The 15,612-nt window shown below is 62.0% G+C and carries 15 protein-coding genes; 11 read left to right on the top strand and 4 right to left on the bottom strand.

The features are described from left to right. The first annotated feature begins 40 nt into the window (after window positions 1-40). The gene (locus PLU72_00990; GenBank protein ID HOT26730.1) at window positions 41-238 is read left to right on the top strand and encodes a hypothetical protein; all 198 of its coding nucleotides are present in this window, start codon (window positions 41-43) and stop codon (window positions 236-238) included. 25 nt (window positions 239-263) lie between these two features. Here PLU72_00990 and PLU72_00985 read toward each other — a convergent pair whose 3' ends face one another. Beyond that, window positions 264-908, bottom strand: a complete 645-nt coding sequence (locus tag PLU72_00985) for an HAD family hydrolase (GenBank protein ID HOT26729.1) — start codon at window positions 906-908, stop codon at window positions 264-266. A 253-nt stretch (window positions 909-1,161) separates the two neighbouring features. Between PLU72_00985 and PLU72_00980 the strand changes: the two genes are divergently transcribed. The 3 genes from PLU72_00980 to deoC all read left to right on the top strand — a co-directional run bounded on the left by PLU72_00980 (window position 1,162) and on the right by deoC (window position 3,260). Then, window positions 1,162-1,428, top strand: a complete 267-nt coding sequence (locus PLU72_00980; GenBank protein HOT26728.1) for a EutN/CcmL family microcompartment protein — start codon at window positions 1,162-1,164, stop codon at window positions 1,426-1,428. A 2-nt stretch (window positions 1,429-1,430) separates the two neighbouring features. Then, entirely contained in the window at window positions 1,431-1,739 is a 309-nt protein-coding gene (locus PLU72_00975) for a EutN/CcmL family microcompartment protein (GenBank protein HOT26727.1), read from the top strand. Between the two features lie 852 nt (window positions 1,740-2,591). After that, window positions 2,592-3,260: a deoxyribose-phosphate aldolase gene (gene deoC / locus PLU72_00970; protein HOT26726.1), complete on the top strand. Its 669-nt coding sequence runs from the start codon at window positions 2,592-2,594 to the stop codon at window positions 3,258-3,260. A 341-nt stretch (window positions 3,261-3,601) separates the two neighbouring features. On the opposite strand, the gene PLU72_00965 is transcribed toward deoC, so the two are convergent. The 3 genes from PLU72_00965 to PLU72_00955 are packed head-to-tail and all read right to left on the bottom strand — an operon-like array spanning window position 3,602 to window position 5,544. Next, window positions 3,602-4,474, bottom strand: a complete 873-nt coding sequence (locus PLU72_00965; protein HOT26725.1) for a hypothetical protein — start codon at window positions 4,472-4,474, stop codon at window positions 3,602-3,604. A gap of 51 nt (window positions 4,475-4,525) precedes the next feature. Continuing rightward, window positions 4,526-5,071: a hypothetical protein gene (locus PLU72_00960; GenBank protein ID HOT26724.1), complete on the bottom strand. Its 546-nt coding sequence runs from the start codon at window positions 5,069-5,071 to the stop codon at window positions 4,526-4,528. Window positions 5,072-5,094: 23 nt separating this feature from the next. Then, a complete protein-coding gene (locus PLU72_00955; GenBank protein HOT26723.1) occupies window positions 5,095-5,544 on the bottom strand; it encodes a hypothetical protein in 450 nt (149 codons plus the stop codon). Between the two features lie 156 nt (window positions 5,545-5,700). Here PLU72_00955 and PLU72_00950 point away from each other — a divergent pair, with 156 nt between their 5' ends. From PLU72_00950 to PLU72_00920, 7 genes are all read left to right on the top strand, one after another. Further along, on the top strand, window positions 5,701-6,114 hold the full coding sequence (locus tag PLU72_00950) for a response regulator (protein HOT26722.1): 414 nt from the start codon (window positions 5,701-5,703) through the stop codon (window positions 6,112-6,114). 203 nt (window positions 6,115-6,317) lie between these two features. After that, complete coding sequence (gene ppdK, locus PLU72_00945; GenBank protein HOT26721.1) at window positions 6,318-9,095, top strand: pyruvate, phosphate dikinase; 2,778 nt, start codon at window positions 6,318-6,320, stop codon at window positions 9,093-9,095. 22 nt (window positions 9,096-9,117) lie between these two features. After that, complete coding sequence (gene nusB / locus PLU72_00940; protein ID HOT26720.1) at window positions 9,118-9,834, top strand: transcription antitermination factor NusB; 717 nt, start codon at window positions 9,118-9,120, stop codon at window positions 9,832-9,834. Beyond that, window positions 9,834-11,543: a methyl-accepting chemotaxis protein gene (locus PLU72_00935; GenBank protein HOT26719.1), complete on the top strand. Its 1,710-nt coding sequence runs from the start codon at window positions 9,834-9,836 to the stop codon at window positions 11,541-11,543. Before nusB ends, PLU72_00935 begins: the two co-directional genes overlap by 1 nt. Window positions 11,544-11,555: 12 nt before the next feature. Continuing rightward, a complete protein-coding gene (locus PLU72_00930) occupies window positions 11,556-13,328 on the top strand; it encodes an ATPase, T2SS/T4P/T4SS family (GenBank protein HOT26718.1) in 1,773 nt (590 codons plus the stop codon). 10 nt (window positions 13,329-13,338) lie between these two features. Then, window positions 13,339-14,253 (top strand): radical SAM protein, encoded by a 915-nt coding sequence (locus PLU72_00925; GenBank protein HOT26717.1) that lies wholly within the window; start codon window positions 13,339-13,341, stop codon window positions 14,251-14,253. 7 nt (window positions 14,254-14,260) lie between these two features. Further along, the gene (locus PLU72_00920; GenBank protein ID HOT26716.1) at window positions 14,261-15,199 is read left to right on the top strand and encodes a radical SAM protein; all 939 of its coding nucleotides are present in this window, start codon (window positions 14,261-14,263) and stop codon (window positions 15,197-15,199) included. Window positions 15,200-15,612 lie beyond the last annotated feature (413 nt).

Raw genomic sequence — 15,612 nt, 5'->3', positions numbered from 1 at the left:
ACGATTGGTCCGGAACGCATTTCAGCCGTGAGGGAAACCCATGGACCGCATCTCACAGAACACGACCTACCAGCCGCCCTGGATGCTTCGCCGCGAGGTCCCGCCGGCGACCGTCGAACGTCCGAACGACGCCCAACCGGCTCGAGCGCAACCGGCAGAACCGAAGCCGGTTCCGGCGCAGCAGAACCGGGGCATTCCCCTGCCGCGGCTGGGACAGAAGATCGACGTCCGGGCCTGACCGCTCCGGGCGGACGCTCCCCCGGTCAGAACTCCAGTTCGTCGAGAGAGCGATAGACGGGAACGCCGCCGGTCGCGAGCCGGGCGTGCGAATTGTGGCCGGCGGCCACCAGGACGCAGTCGATGCCGAGCTGGCGCGCCGTCTCGAGATCGTGCAGCGTGTCGCCGATCATCAGGGTTCGGGCCGTGTCGACGCCGCACTCCTGCACGAGGCGTTTTCCCAGCTCGATCTTGCTGGCCGCATACTGGTCCGGGAGGCCGCGAACCGCCGCGAAGTAGCCGGCCAGATCGAAATGCTCGATGATGCGTTTCAGATCGCGTTCGAACAGGGCCGAAAGAACGTATTGCTGTTTTCCCTCTGAGCGAAGCCGGTCGAGCAGATCCCTGGCCCCTTCGTGGAGATGGCAGCCGAACATGGCCGATTCATAGGCATTGATATACTCTCTGCCGATCTTCTCGAACGGCTCGCTCGAAAAGTCGAACCCGGCGCTTCGGTAGAAATTGATCACGGGAAATTCAAATATCTCAAGATATTTTTCAGCGGACAGTTGAGGCAATCCCCGCGACGCGAGACTGCGGTTGAGAATCTCGACGCAGACCCTCACGTCGTCGATCAGGGTGCCGTTCCAGTCCCAGATGAAGGCGTCGTAACGGTGACTCAGCGGCTTCATGCGCGCCTCCTCGAAAATTGATGCCTTTCCATGATGCTCCACCCCGACCCGAAATTCAATCCCACCCGTACGTTCGAGCGCGCGTCGAGGCGTTCACCCTCGAGGGAAGGAGGCCCCGGGCTCAGCCAGGGACCAGACAAACGTATGAACCCGGTGTCACGCCGCGAGGGATATTGCATGGGGGTCGGGGTTCTGGTAGAGTGGACAACGTACCGGCCGCTGGCCGTCATTTCACACTGGAACCGGAGTCGGCATGTATCTCGGGCGCGTTCTCGGGCGCGTGGTCTGCACCCAGAAAGACCACATGATGGAGGGGCTGAAGCTCCTCATCGTCACAGCCATCGACGGAAGCGGCAACCCCAGGGGCAAGCCGTTCGTCGCGACAGACTCGATCGGGGCCGGGGCAGGCGAAACCGTCTTCCTGTGCGGCGGCGGCGAAGCCGCCCTCCCCTTCCCCGGCAGGCAGCGCCCCCCGTCGGATGCCACCATCATCGGCATCGTAGACTCGATCGAGCGCTGACCATGCAGATCGGAAGAGTCGTCAAAAAGGTCGTATCGACCGTCAAGAACCGCGTTTTCGACGCGCACCCGCTGCTGCTCGTCCAGCCCGTCGACATGGGGCTGAAGCCGCAGGGCTCAGAGGTGCTGTGCATTGATTTTATAGGCTCAGATATAGACGAACTCGTGATGATCATGAAGGAAGGCAGTTCCGTCCAGCAGATGCTGGGCATCAAGGAAGCCGCCGCCGATGCCGCGATCGTGGGCATCGTCGACGCGATACACCTCCACGACGCATGCATTTTCGACAAATCGACCGAAGCCACCCGCTGACCAGGAGACGTTGACATGGAACAGATCGTAGAACAGATCGCCCGTGAAGTGATGTTGAAGCTCAAATCCCAGTCCTCGAATCGCGGCGGCTCATACACCCCGCCCCAGGCGGCGGGCTCGCAGGGCCGACCCACGGCGTCGGGGTGCGTCGCGGTCCTCGTGACGGCGAACTTCAAAGTCGTCGATCAGGTGATGCAGCAGATCGGCGCCGTCGTTCCGCAGGGCGGCCGACTGCTCGTTTCCGACTACATGGTCGAGAACGTCGGCGTCAAAAATCTCGGCGGCTCCGTCCAGGTGCATACCTCACGCACCATGAACGCCTGCGACGCGATCCGCGGCATCAGCGAACTGGTTATCCCGTCGCTCTCGCTGAACACGCTTTCCAAGGCGGCGAATCTGATCGCCGACAGCTACGCGACCCAGGTCATCTCTTACGCCCTGTGCGAAGGGATTCCCGTTACGGTGACGGACGAATCCCTGCTCGATGCGTCGCGCTACTTCCCGTCCGGCATCGCCCGCAAGATCGACAGCTTCCGACGCGATCTCGAAGGGATGGGCGTTCGCTTCGGCCGCGGCACCATCGTCGTGAAGCCCGAGCACAAGTGCGCCACATGCACGGGAACCGGCGGCTGCGGCTCCTGCTCGACCGGAACCGTCTCGTCGACGCCCGCCTTCTCGCCCCTCCCGGCGAAAGCCGACCAGGCGCAGGGTTCCGGCTCGTGCCTCCGCGACAACTGCCCCCGCACCTACGGAAGCTGCGCCTCCAACTGCCCCTCCTCGGTGAAGCAGGTCATCGCCGCCGGCGCCGACCGCATCGAAAAGGGCCACGACGCCCTCGTCCCTCCCGCGGAACTGGCGCGCTACATCGACCACACCCTGCTCAAGCCCACCGCCACGACCGCCGAGATCACGAAACTGTGCGAAGAAGCCCGCCAGTCGCGGTTCGCATCGGTCTGCGTCAATCCGGCCTACGTCGGCCTCGCCGCGAAGCTGCTCGCCGGCAGCGGCGTCATGGTCTGCACCGTCGTCGGCTTCCCGCTCGGGGCCACCTCCTCGTTCACCAAGGCGATGGAAACTCGCGATGCGATCGCGAACGGCGCCGACGAGATCGACATGGTCATCAACGTCGGAGCCCTCAAGTCGAAGGATTACGAATTGGTCAAGAACGACATCGCCCGCGTCGTCGAGGCCGCCAACGGCCACACCGTCAAGGTCATCCTCGAAACCTCTCTTCTGACCGATGAAGAGAAGGTGAAGGGCTGCGAGCTGGCGAAGGCCGCCGGCGCCGACTTTGTGAAAACATCGACCGGCTTCAGCTCGGGCGGCGCAACGGCCGCCGACATCGCTCTCATGCGCAAGACCGTCGGCCCGTCCATGGGCGTGAAGGCCAGCGGCGGCATCCGCGACACCCAGACCGCCCAGCAGATGGTCGCCGCCGGCGCCACCCGCATCGGCGCAAGCGCCTCCGTCGCCATCATCCGCGGCGACGCGCCCGCCACCGGCGGCGCCAAGGGCTACTAAGCACACACGGTCGCCTCATACAGCGAACCGGGTTCCGTTCAGGAACCCGGTTCGTCGTTTCGGGCAACGTCATGTTCGTCACATGCAGCCTGCGAGGCTCGTCGCCCAGAACATCGATACGAGGGCATACAAAATGATGCGCCTAAACATGGTGGTAAGCCTCCTTCACGATCAGACCGACAGTCACGACAGATAGAATCCAGAAAAGGATCATGGCAGTTCTCCGGTATGTTCCGCTGGGTGCATGTCCGCGCATCTGGCGGCGCCACATCCTATCGGCAGAAGTCGGAGCTTTGTGAAGGGGAGACAAACAAGGGTCGCGAAAGAAGCCCCCGGTCCCGTTATTCTCCGGAAACGGGCTGTTCGACCGGAGTCGAGACGACGGCCGCGCCGGGATGCGCGGCCGAGGGAACCGTCACATCCTGCGTCGCACCGGTTGCAAGCGGCGGGACATCGCCTTCCGTCGACGCCGGATCCGCCGTCGGCGAGGCAACGGGGGCGAGATCGTCCGTGCGGGTCGCGAGGTCCCCGGTATCGGAGGCGGGCACCTCCGTTCCCGAGGCGAGATCGTCGGTCTCGGAAGCCGTCTCGTCCTCGTCCGGGACGTCCGGGCGGGACGGGGCCGGCGGTTGCGGCATCCGCCAGAAGACAGGGGGAGCCTCCCACATCCGGCCGGCATCGACGGGTTTTTCGGGAGTTCCATATTTTGGAATATAGTATTGTTTTCCCGGCGAGAGTTTCCCGATCGTGCGATCGTCCATCTTGATCCAGCCCGTTCCGCGACGAAGGGCGAGCGTTACGTCGCCGGCCGGGGAGGTCTCGAGGAGCAGCTCCCCGTCGGGCATCTCGACGACGCCCCGCCGGATATCGACCGACAGACCGACGCCGCCCGAGGCGACGAGCCGCATGCGACCGAGATCGAGTCGCAGCGCGTTCCTCCCGAGGGCAAGAACCGAGCCGGGGTAGAGTTCCAGCTTGTCCCCCGCTCCGGCGCGGACAAACTCGGTCATGGAAGCAAGCTCCGTATGGAGAAACGGCCTGGTCCGAACCAGGTCGCCGGCGGCCAGCGTGGGCATGCCGTCAGGAATCCGGATTGATCCGTTTCCGCGCCGGAGAAACACGGTTTCGGTGGCGACGCCGGAGATCTGCCGCCAAACCGGGCCGGTCTCTTTCGCTTCGAGGTTCCCGGAAAGGGGGGATAACAGAACGAGCATGGCAAGCCCAGTTCCGACGCGTCTCACGAAGGAAGAAGGGCGGGGCATCGCTCAGCGGTTGTCCTGCGGGGCGGGCGGCGGCGAATCGGAGGGCTCCGTTCCCGGCCGAACGGCTTCGTCCGGGGGCGCAACCTCTTTTTTTGCTGCTTCCGCGATCTCGTGCGCCTTGAGGCTCGACGAGAGGGAGAGCACCTCATCGCGAATCGTCAGGACTTCGAAATACAGAACGGTGATCATGAGAACGGTGCCGAGAAAGGTGAACAACTCGTTCTCGCTTTTCGTATAGACGAACACGCACGAGAAAATCACCGTCGCGAAGAGGACGGTGATGAGCTTTCTCAGGCGCTGCTGCCGCATCGTCTGCTTGGAGAAGAACGCGTCACGCCAGCGCCGAGCCTCGCTCAGGCTACCCTCGATCAGCCAGAGATGATCGCGAATCATCAGCACCTCGACGTACACGACCGTGATCATCAGGATCATGCCGACGTTCGTCAGCAGTTGGCGATGTTTGCTGCTCAACAGGAGAACCGTGATGAAGACGAGAAAGGAAAACGCCAGGGTGACGATCTTCTGCAAGAAGCGCGGCAGGTTCTGCAAGTCAGCCTCCTCGTTTCATCGGTTCAGCTTTCGAACGCCTTTTTCACGAGTTCGGGACGGGTCCTGAACACGGTGAGAATTTCGGCGTCGAGAGCGAAGGGTTCGGAAGCGTCGGTCGGGGATTCGACCCGTTCGGGGACGATCCGGTAACCGCTCCGGAATGCGTCGAGCAGCTTCATCGCCTGATCGAGTGAGGATTTCGACATCCGGTAATGGATGAACCGGTCGATGATCTTTTCGAACTCCGCCGGTTTCAGGTGAAGACGAGCGAGCTCGCTGCGGAGCTTCGCGGCATCGCCGGTATGCCGATGGCTGATATAGGCTTCGAGGCAAGCCTCGACGCGCATCGTGCTGATGGTTCTCGGGCGCGGACTGAAAAGCATCATGCCGGCGAAAAATCCCGCGACGGCGAGGCTGATCGCAAGAATCCAGTTCCAAAGGGGCTTTCCGGCTATCTGCAGCATACGAAACATGGTAACATCGCCGTATGCACGTGTCAATGTATGGTTGACAAGGGCACCCCTCGATGATAGATTTTTCGGTATCCGGTCATAGTGTAGTCAGAAGGCACCCCGGACAACGCAATAAAAGCTGAAATTCCAGCCAGACTCCGGAGAACCGTTCGCCAAATGATGATGATGGACGCGACGAAAAGCAGCGGCCCCCGCAGACGCATACTGATCGTAGACGACGAGGAGCAGATTCTTCTCCTCCTGAAGACGATCCTCAACGTCTACGGGTATGAGAGCATCGAAGTGGTCTCGCCAAAAGAGACGTTCGCGAAGGTGAAGGCGGAACAGCCCGATCTCGTCATCCTCGACATCGCCATGCCTGAAATGGACGGGTACCAGGTCTGCAAACTGATCAAGAGCGACCCCGCCTCGAAGAACATCCCGGTCGTCATGATCACGGCCCTCGCCCTCGAGCAGGACCGCAAATGTGCCCTGGAAGCGGGCGCAGACGGTTTCATTCTCAAACCGTTCGATCCGCGCGACGTCATCGCCGAAATCGAAAAACTTTGCGGGGGTCGGCAGTCGAGCTGACCCGGCCCGGATTTTCTCCCGGTCCCGCCCCTGTTTCAGGCATTCTTCCCGTTGCCCGGCACCGGTTCCGTGCGACGTTTTCCATCGGGAACCGGCCATTCTTCATCATGATCTCTTGAATTGAACCCAGGCCTGTGCTAGACTTTTCCGCCAAGCAGGGGATTTTTCCCCTGCAGGTCAGAAATCATAGGAGGGCACCTGGGATGAACAAATACGTATACGTTTTCGGTGGCGGGAAGGCCGATGGCCGCGAGAACATGAAGGATCTCCTCGGCGGCAAGGGCGCGAATCTTGCCGAGATGTGCCACATCGGGCTGCCGGTCCCGGCCGGTTTCACCGTGACCACCGAATGCTGTACCGAGTATTTCCAGCTCGGCAGCAAGTATCCCAAGGATCTCGACGCGCAGGTCAAGACCGGCCTGAAGGCGATCGAAGAGACGATGGGAATGAAGTTCGGCGACACCACCAACCCGCTCCTGCTCTCCTGCCGCTCGGGCGCCCGCCAGTCGATGCCCGGCATGATGGAAACCGTTCTGAACGTCGGTCTGACGACCAAGACGATCCCCGCGCTGATCAAGAAGACCAACAATCCGCGCTTCGTCTGGGACGCCTACCGCCGCCTGATCATGATGTATTCCGACGTCGTCATGGAGAAGGCTGAAGGCATCGAGCCCGCCGAGGGCAAGGGCATCCGCAAGCAGCTCGACGACATGCTCCACGAGATCAAGGCCAAGAAGGGCTACAAGTCCGACACCGACCTGACCGCCGAAGAACTCGAAAAGCTGGCCGGCGATTTCCGCGCCCACGTCAAGAAGGTTCTGGGCAAGGAATTCCCGGACGACCACATGGAACAGCTGTGGGGCGGCATCGGCGCCGTGTTCAAGAGCTGGAACGGCAAGCGCGCCATCTCCTATCGCCGCATCGAGGGCATCCCGGACGAGTGGGGCACGGCCGTCACCGTCCAGGCCATGGTGTTCGGCAACATGGGTGACACCTCGGCCACCGGCGTGGCGTTCACCCGCAACCCGGCCAACGGCGAGAACAAGTTCTACGGCGAGTGGCTGGTCAACGCCCAGGGCGAGGACGTCGTCGCCGGCATCCGCACCCCCAGCCCGCTGAACAACGACACCAAGAACGAACAGAACAAGCACCTCCGCAGCCTCGAAGAGGAGATGCCCTCGACCTACAAGCAGCTCGTCGATATCCGGAACAAGCTCGAGTCGCATTACAAAGACATGCAGGACATCGAGTTCACGATCCAGGAAGGCAAGCTGTACATGCTCCAGTGCCGCAGCGGCAAGCGCACCGGCACCGCCGCCCTGAACATGGCGATGGATATGCTCGAAGAGAAGCTCATCACCGAGGAAATGGCCGTCCTGCGCGTGAAGCCGGCCCAGCTCGACGAGCTGCTCCACCCGATCATTGACCCGGCCGCCGAGAAGAAGAGCGAACCGGTCGCCAAGGGTCTCCCCGCCGGCCCCGGCGGCGCCACGGGCCACATCGTGTTCACCGCGGCCGACGCCGTCGCCTGGGCCAAGAAGGGCAAGAAGACCATTCTCGTGCGCGAAGAGACGAACCCCGAAGACGTCGAAGGCATGCGCGCGGCTCAGGGCATCCTGACCGCCCGCGGCGGCATGACCTCGCACGCGGCTCTCGTGGCCCGCGGCTGGGGCAAGTGCTGCATCGTCGGCGCCGGCATGCTCCACCCCGACGTCGAGCACAAGACGCTCAAAATCACCGGTTCCAAGAAGACCTTCAAGGAAGGCGACCTGATCACCCTGAACGGCACCCGCGGCCTCGTCTACGAGGGCGAGCTGAAGATGATGGACGCCAGCGAGAATCCGCGCTTCCAGAAGTTCATGAAGATGGTCGACAAGCATCGCAAGATGCAGGTCTGGACGAACGCCGACACGCCGGCCGACGCGAAGATCGCCCGCCAGTTCGGCGCCGAGGGCATCGGCCTGTTCCGCACCGAGCACATGTTCTACGGCGAAGGCTCGGACAAGCCCCTGTTCCTGCTCCGCAAGATGATCCTCTCCAACACGCTCGAGGAGCGCAAGGCCGCTCTCGACGAGCTGTATCCGTTCGTGAAGAAGGACATCAAGGCGACCCTGGCCGAGATGGAAGGCCTGCCCGTGACCTTCCGCCTGCTCGATCCGCCGCTGCACGAGTTCGTTCCGCAGTCGGAAGAAAAGATGGCCGAGCTCGCCAAGAGCCTCAAGATCAAGGTCGAGGACATCAAGAAGCGCGGTGAAGCCCTCCACGAGAACAACCCGATGATGGGTCACCGCGGCGTCCGCCTCGGCGTCACCTATCCCGAGATCTCCGAGATGCAGATCAGGGCGATCTTCGAGGCTTCGGCCGAGCTGCTGAAGGACGGCAAGAAGGTTCACCCCGAGATCATGGTTCCGGTCACCTGCGACGTGCGCGAACTCGATTACACCAAGAAGATCGTCGACCGCGTGTATGAGGAAGTGCTGAAGAGCAGCGGCCTGAAGAAGATCGACTACCATTACGGCACGATGATCGAGATCCCGCGCGCCGCGCTGTTGGGCGATCGCATGGCCAAGACCTGCGAGTTCTTCTCGTTCGGCACCAACGACCTGACCCAGATGGGCTTCGGCTTCAGCCGCGACGACATCGGCGGCTTCATGCACGACTACCTCGAGAAGCGCATTCTCGACGCCGATCCGTTCCAGACCGTCGATCAGGAAGGCATCGGCCAGCTCATCCAGATCTGCGTCGAACGCGGCCGCAAGACCCGCTCCACGCTGAAGGTCGGCATCTGCGGCGAGCAGGGCGGCGACCCCGCCTCCGTCGAGTTCCTGTTCAAGCAGGGCCTCGACTACGTCAGCTGCTCCCCGTTCCGCGTGCCGATCGCCCGCCTCGCCGCCGCCCACGCGTCTCTGAAGTATCGCGAGCTGCGCGAGAAGGTGCTCAAGGACCAGAACCACACTCCGCTCAAGGCGCTTCACGCCTGAGCGAACGACCGAAGAGCCGCACATGCCGTCACGAAGGCGTAAAGCCAGGGAAACCGCTCTGAAGGCGCTGTATCAGATCGATCTGGTGCAGCAGGCGCCCGGGGAGGCGATCGAGCACGCGATCGCCGAAGACCTCTACCAGGTGCCGATCGAAGGTTTCGCCCGGGAAACGGCAGTGCGTCTCGTCGGGAACGATCCGGCGGCCGGCGACGTCGAGGGCTTCGCCCACGGCGTTGCCGGCCGTCTCATCTCCTCGAGGCGTGATCAGGCTGGCGCGCGCCAGGCCGTGGAGATGGCCGCGAAGGAGTTCCTCCCCGTCACCCGGGAGTATCCCGGGCTGGCCGACGAGCTTAGCGCGCTCTGCGGCCGCGCTTTCGAGAAATTCGACAGTCTCCTCGAGATCGAGCAGTTCGCGCGCACCCTCGTGGATCGCACCCTCGAGCATCAGGGGGCCATCGACGGCCTCCTTTCCCGCTACGCCGACAACTGGTCGCTCGACCGCATGGCTAGCCTCGACCGTTGCATTCTGCGCTTCGCGACCTGCGAACTCCTTCACTTTCCGGAAATCCCGGTCAACGTTTCCATCAACGAAGCTATAGAACTCGCGAAGAAGTTTTCCACCGAGCGGAGCTGCGAGTTCGTCAACGGCATTCTCGACAAGGTCCAGCGCGAGCTGAAGCCTGTCAAAACCGAGGCGCGACGGCGCGAATCCCAGACGAGCACCGACGGAGAGGGCTGATGGCGCTTTCCTCGATCGTCATCAACAAAAACTCCGATTCGCTTCGCAACGTCTGGATATTCGCTTTCGTCATCGGCGCAATCGCCGGTCTCGCCTTCGCGGGCGTCGGCCTTGCGATCGGGAAGGTCGCCGCATCGGCCAAAACCAGTTTCATTCTCGCCACCCTCGGAATCGGCGTCGGGGCCGGTCTGCTGATCGGCTGGTTCGGCCGCGAGATCATCCTGGGCCTTATCAACCTCGTTCTTGACGAGCTCGAGACGAAAGTAGGCCTCCAGCGCGCGAGCTACTCGAGCAAAAAAACCGGCCTCAGTCGTGAACTCGATATCTTCGACCAGATGTTCAAGGTGGTCGTCTCGATCCTCAAACGCGTGCTGATGATCTCCCTCAGGCTCGAAGAGGCCTCGATCGATCTTGACCGCACGGCCCAGATCAGTTCGACCGTCATCAAGGAGATCGTGGACAAGGTCGACAGCATCAACAAGAACGCCGTGGACAACGCCAGCAACCTGCGCGAAACCATCTCCTCGCTCGAAAGCAGTTTCAGCCTCAGCAAGGACATCAGTTCGAAGCTCGTCATCGCCCGCGAGGACAGCCAGGGCGTCGCTGAAATAGCGCAGAATACACAAACCTCGGTCAAGCAGTCGGTCGAGAAGATGATGCGCATCAAGGAGCTGACCGAAGGCTCCGCGAATCTCGTGAACGATCTCAACGACCGCGGCAAGCAAATCGGCGCGATCCTGACCGAGATCGCAAACATCGCCGAGAAAACGAATCTCCTCGCCCTGAACGCCGCCATCGAAGCGGCGCGCGCCGGCGAGCAGGGCCGCGGATTCGCCGTCGTCGCCGACGAGGTGCGCAAGCTCGCACGCGGCTCGGCCGAGTCGTCGAAGAAGATCAACACCCTCATCAACGACATTCTCGTCAAAACCGAGAACGCGGCCGAGATGATGCGATCGAACACCAACAAGGTGTACGAGGGCATGGACGTGATCAGCGCCGTCGACACGAGCCTCAGTAACATGGTCGACACGGCCCTCAAGCTCAACGTCATCATCAAGGACATCAGCGACTCGGCCGACCGGCAGAGCCAGACGTCCGACGTCATGTACCAGAAGGTGAACACGATCTCCAAGATCACCGACCAGATATCGCAACAGATACAAAACGTCGCGAGCACCGCGCTCAGCCGCACCGTCATCGTCGACCAGACGACGAGTTCGGCCCGCGAGTTGCGCACCCTGTCGGACATTTTCCAGAACGCCCTCGTGCCGTTCAAGTTCAAGGTCGAAGGCGCGAACAAACGCGCGTTCGTGCGCACCGAGACGCGCATTCCCTGCAAGTTCAAGGTGCTGCTCTCGGGCGAACTCATCGACGGCACGCTCAGCAGCGGCGACTACGAGATGCGCGGCGTCATCACCAACCTGTCGGCCGGCGGTTGTCTCATGGAAACGACCGAGGATATCGAGCAGGGCAAATACATCATCTTCGCCTTCCAACTCGGCAGTCAGTTCATCCAGGGTGTCCAGGGGCGCCTCGTGAGGCTCCGCAGGTCGACGTCGGCCTCCGATGACGCCGTGGGCAAAGAGGCATACGAGGGCATCATCTCGTTCAACAACGTTTCCCCCGACCACGAAAAGGTGATCGTGGACTTCGTCCTCAACGCCCAGCGCCAGTTCGAGCAGAACCTGGGCATCACACTCGAAATCTGAGGTACCGATTCGATGGCGCGTATCGAGAAACGTCTCCTCGGCGAGTCGCTCGTCAGCGAGAAACTGATCACGGAAGAGCAGCTCAAGACCGCGCTCGCCGAACAGAAGCGGACCAGCGACACTCTTGGCTTCACCCTGCTTCGGCTCGAGTATCTGAAGGAGCAGCAGCTTCTCGATTTCCTCGGGAGCAAGCTCAACTTCAGTTACGCAAACCTCCGCAACTACGTCATCGACCCGAAGATCGTCAAGATCATCCCCGAGAACATCGCCCGGAAGTATCACTGCATCGCGCTCCTGCGCGTGAAGGGTTCGCTCACCGTCGCGATGGTCGATCCGCTCGACTCGTTTCTGATCGATAATCTCAAGTATACGACGAACTGCGACATCAAACCGCTCGTCACGACCATGACCGAGATCCAGGAGGCGCTCGACCAGTTCTACGGCGGCATCTCGCCGGCCACGGACGCCCAGCAGCCCGCGACCGGCGCCGGTTCAGCGGCGGGCGTCGATCTGAAGTCGGGCTCGAGCCTCCAGGAGTTCGCCAAGAAGATCCAGGGAACGGGCGCGAAGCCCGGTATCGGCCACCAGGGTGCGGTCATCGATCTCTCCGCGGCCGATCAGGCGAACATCATCCAGCTGGTCAACCTGATTATCATGCGCGCGATCAAAGAAAAGGCGTCGGACATCCATATCGAACCCGACGACACGGTAATGCGCACGCGCTTCCGCATCGACGGCATGCTGCAGGAGGTCATGGCGCTGCCGAAGAACCTCGAGGCCGCGACGATCTCGCGGTGCAAGGTCATGGCCGAGCTCGACATCGCCGAGAAGCGCGTTCCGCAGGACGGCCGCATCAAGCTCAACCACGAGGGGCGCGAAATCGACCTCCGCGTCTCAACCTATCCGACCCTTCGCGGCGAAAAAATAGTCATGCGTATTCTTGACAAGAGCCGCGTTCTGTTCGGTCTCGAGGATCTCGGGTTCGCCGACGACGTGCTGATCAAATTCCAGACGCTGCTGAGCAAGCCCAACGGCATCATCCTCGTGACCGGCCCCACCGGAAGCGGCAAGACCTCGACCCTGTATGCCTCGCTGATGCGGATCAAGGACCCGGCCATCAACATCGTGACGATCGAAGATCCGGTCGAGTATCAGCTCGCCGGCATCAACCAAGGCCAGATCAACCCGAAAGCCGGCTTCAGCTTCGCCGGCGGCCTCCGCTCGATCCTCCGGCAGGATCCCGACGTCATCATGGTCGGCGAAATACGCGACGTCGACACCGCCGAAATTTCCATCCGGGCGGCCTTGACCGGCCATCTCGTCTTTTCGACACTTCACACCAACGACGCGGCCGGCGCCATGACTCGACTCATCGACATGGGGACCGAACCGTTCCTCGTCGCCAGCTCGATCATCGGCGTCATGGCGCAGCGTCTCTGCCGACTCATCTGCGAGAACTGCAAGAAGGAGTTCGTTCCCTCCGCCGGCATCATCAAGCACAGCAAGCTTCTGTATCAGGCCGGCAAGACGCACGTGTATTCCGGCGAAGGCTGCGAGCAGTGCAACAAGACGGGCTACAAAGGCCGCACGACCGTCAGCGAACTGCTCATCCCAAACGAGCGCATCAAGGAACTGATCGTCGAGAAGTCTCCGACCAGCGTCATCAAGAACGAAGCAATGAAGCAGGGCATGCGCACGTTGCGCCAGGACGGCCTCGCGAAGGTGCTGCGCGGGTTGACGACTCTCGAGGAAGTCATCCGGGTTTCGGCCGAAGACGAGATCTGAGGCTCCATCCATGAGTCAACGGCTCGATGCGCTTCGCCGGGCGCTCGGATCGCTCCTCCCCCCGGAGGATCACCCCCTCTTCGATCGCCTTTGGAATGCCGCTTCGAACCGCCCCCTGCTTCTCCGACGATCGAGGCCGCATCGAACGCTCGCGGTTTCCGTCACGGGCCCGCAATGCGAGCTTCGTTGCTCCCACTGCAACGGCCACTATCTCGAGGCGATGCGTCCCCTTTCGGCGCTCGACAGCAGCGATTACGAAACGTTCCGCTCGTTTCTGATCAGCGGAGGAAGCGACTGCTCCGGCCGCGTTCCCCTTTCGGGGCATATCGACAGGATTCTGCGCATGCCTGCGGAAGCGGGGCTGAACCTTCACGTCGGCGTCCAGGGGGCCGAGTCGCTCCTTCCGCTCAAGGGGCGGCCCGTCACGGTTTCCTACGATCTCGCCGGCGACGCGGAAACGGTTCGAGAAGTGTACGGCCTTTCCCGGCCGGTTTCCGAGATCGAGGCCTGTTACCTCGAACTGGCGCGACATTTCCGGGTGGTTCCGCATCTGACGCTGGGCCTTCGCGGCGGTGCCATCTCGGGCGAACCCCACGTGATCGACTTTCTCGCAGCCAATCCACCGGCCGCCCTGACGTTTCTCGTGTTCCGCCCCACCCAGAACACGCCGTATGCAGACAGGCAGGCCCCGGATATTCACGAAGCCGTCGCTATCATCGCGGACGCGGCCGCGCGGCTTGCCTGCCCGATCCACCTCGGCTGCATGCGGCCGTCCGGGCTCTATCGCCGCCGGTTCGATGTTCTGGCCTGGGTGGCCGGGGCGCGCGTCATCGTAATGCCCGAGCACGAATTCGTCCGAATTCTCGCGGAGCACGGCGTTCAGGTCGAGGAACAGACCGAGTGCTGCTCGCTCGAGTATGCCTGACGGCCCGATGAATCCGGAAAAGATCAGGGTCAGCTACGGCACGGCGCTCGTGCTCGGCCTCAAGCGCGGCACCCAGGACGCGCCGCCGACGACCGCATATCTGCTCTGGGACACCGGTTGTCATGGAGCATGCAGTTTCTGCCCGCGCGCTAACGGCAATCTCGAGACTCAGCGGCTTTCCCGCATCGTCTGGCCGGAATTTCCAACGGAAACCGTCATCGACGCGCTGTCGCGCGAACCCAGACCGTTCGGGCGCGTCTGCATGCAGACCGGATGGAACCCCGACACGGAAGAGTCGCTGATAGATATTTCAAAATATTTTATAGACCGGCATTTCACCCTCAGCGTGACCATCCACCCGTCGCAGACCGCGCTTGCCGCGCGGCTGCTCGGCCAGGGGGTCGACCACGTCGGGATCGGTCTCGACGCGGCCGGCGCCGACACCTATCAGCAGCACAAAAAGCGACGGCACGACGCCGATTACCCGGCCGTGCTGGACCTGTGCAGGGCATGGCCCGGCCGGGTCGAGGTCCACCTGATCGCCGGCCTCGGCGATTCCGAGGAAACGTTCATACGGCGGATGGACGCGCTGATGGACGCCGGCGGGGATATCGCCCTGTTCGCCTTCACGCCGACGAACGGAAGCGGCAGTCCGCCGCCTCCGTCCTCGTATCGAAGACTCCAAGCCTGGCGTTGGCTGCGACGCAACGGATCAGTAACCATCGACCGGGCCGTCTTCAGGGACGGTCTGCTCGTCGATTTCGGCCTGCCGCCGCACGCTCTCAGGCGCCTCCTCTCAGACGGGCTCGCCTTTCGGACGTCCGGGTGCGGCGCCTGCAACCGCCCCTATTACAACGAGCGGCCGGGCGGCGTCATGTACAACTACCCGCGCCCCCTGACGGCCGAGGAGTCGGACATCGCAATTTCAGAAGCTCTTTCACTTTGATATTTCAGTATGTATATTTTCTGCCCGTCTCCTGAATGCGGCGTCTGTGCATGGAACCGGTATTGATGTAGAATGAGGACATAGAATCCTCTCGCATCGTCCGGAAAACGAAAAAAACGGAGACTTCACCCGAATTCTTTCCCCCCCCCGCCTTCCCGGTGGATGTCCGGTACAACGCCAAGATCGGCCGCAAACAGCTTTCGGTGCTGGTCTCGGAGCATCTTACTACTCGTCTCACAGGTAACACGACGATCATCCCATACTCGATACCGTTCGTGCTGAGCTTGTCGAAGCACGAATGCACTCGCCCTTCGACAGGCTCAGGGCGAATGGCTGTGCCATATCTGTCTGGAGGGATTACTACTCGTCTTGTATGTTCAGTTGGGGGTGTTAACGTAGATGTTGAATTTGGG

The organism is Candidatus Ozemobacteraceae bacterium, from assembly GCA_035373905.1.
Lineage (GTDB): Bacteria > Muiribacteriota > Ozemobacteria > Ozemobacterales > Ozemobacteraceae > MWAR01.
The sequence above is the reverse complement of the archived record's forward strand: the minus strand, read 5'-3'. Positions and strand labels throughout refer to the sequence as shown.

Coding starts and splice junctions, on each gene's coding strand:
- nusB (HOT26720.1), top strand. CDS start 9,118: ATGCCGTCACGAAGGCGTAAAGCCAGGGAAACCGCTCTGAAGGCGCTG.
- PLU72_00965 (HOT26725.1), bottom strand. CDS start 4,474: ATGCTCGTTCTGTTATCCCCCCTTTCCGGGAACCTCGAAGCGAAAGAG.
- PLU72_00975 (HOT26727.1), top strand. CDS start 1,431: ATGCAGATCGGAAGAGTCGTCAAAAAGGTCGTATCGACCGTCAAGAAC.
- PLU72_00985 (HOT26729.1), bottom strand. CDS start 908: ATGAAGCCGCTGAGTCACCGTTACGACGCCTTCATCTGGGACTGGAAC.
- PLU72_00930 (HOT26718.1), top strand. CDS start 11,556: ATGGCGCGTATCGAGAAACGTCTCCTCGGCGAGTCGCTCGTCAGCGAG.
- PLU72_00920 (HOT26716.1), top strand. CDS start 14,261: ATGAATCCGGAAAAGATCAGGGTCAGCTACGGCACGGCGCTCGTGCTC.
- PLU72_00955 (HOT26723.1), bottom strand. CDS start 5,544: ATGTTTCGTATGCTGCAGATAGCCGGAAAGCCCCTTTGGAACTGGATT.
- PLU72_00950 (HOT26722.1), top strand. CDS start 5,701: ATGATGATGATGGACGCGACGAAAAGCAGCGGCCCCCGCAGACGCATA.
- PLU72_00990 (HOT26730.1), top strand. CDS start 41: ATGGACCGCATCTCACAGAACACGACCTACCAGCCGCCCTGGATGCTT.
- PLU72_00980 (HOT26728.1), top strand. CDS start 1,162: ATGTATCTCGGGCGCGTTCTCGGGCGCGTGGTCTGCACCCAGAAAGAC.
- ppdK (HOT26721.1), top strand. CDS start 6,318: ATGAACAAATACGTATACGTTTTCGGTGGCGGGAAGGCCGATGGCCGC.
- PLU72_00925 (HOT26717.1), top strand. CDS start 13,339: ATGAGTCAACGGCTCGATGCGCTTCGCCGGGCGCTCGGATCGCTCCTC.
- PLU72_00935 (HOT26719.1), top strand. CDS start 9,834: ATGGCGCTTTCCTCGATCGTCATCAACAAAAACTCCGATTCGCTTCGC.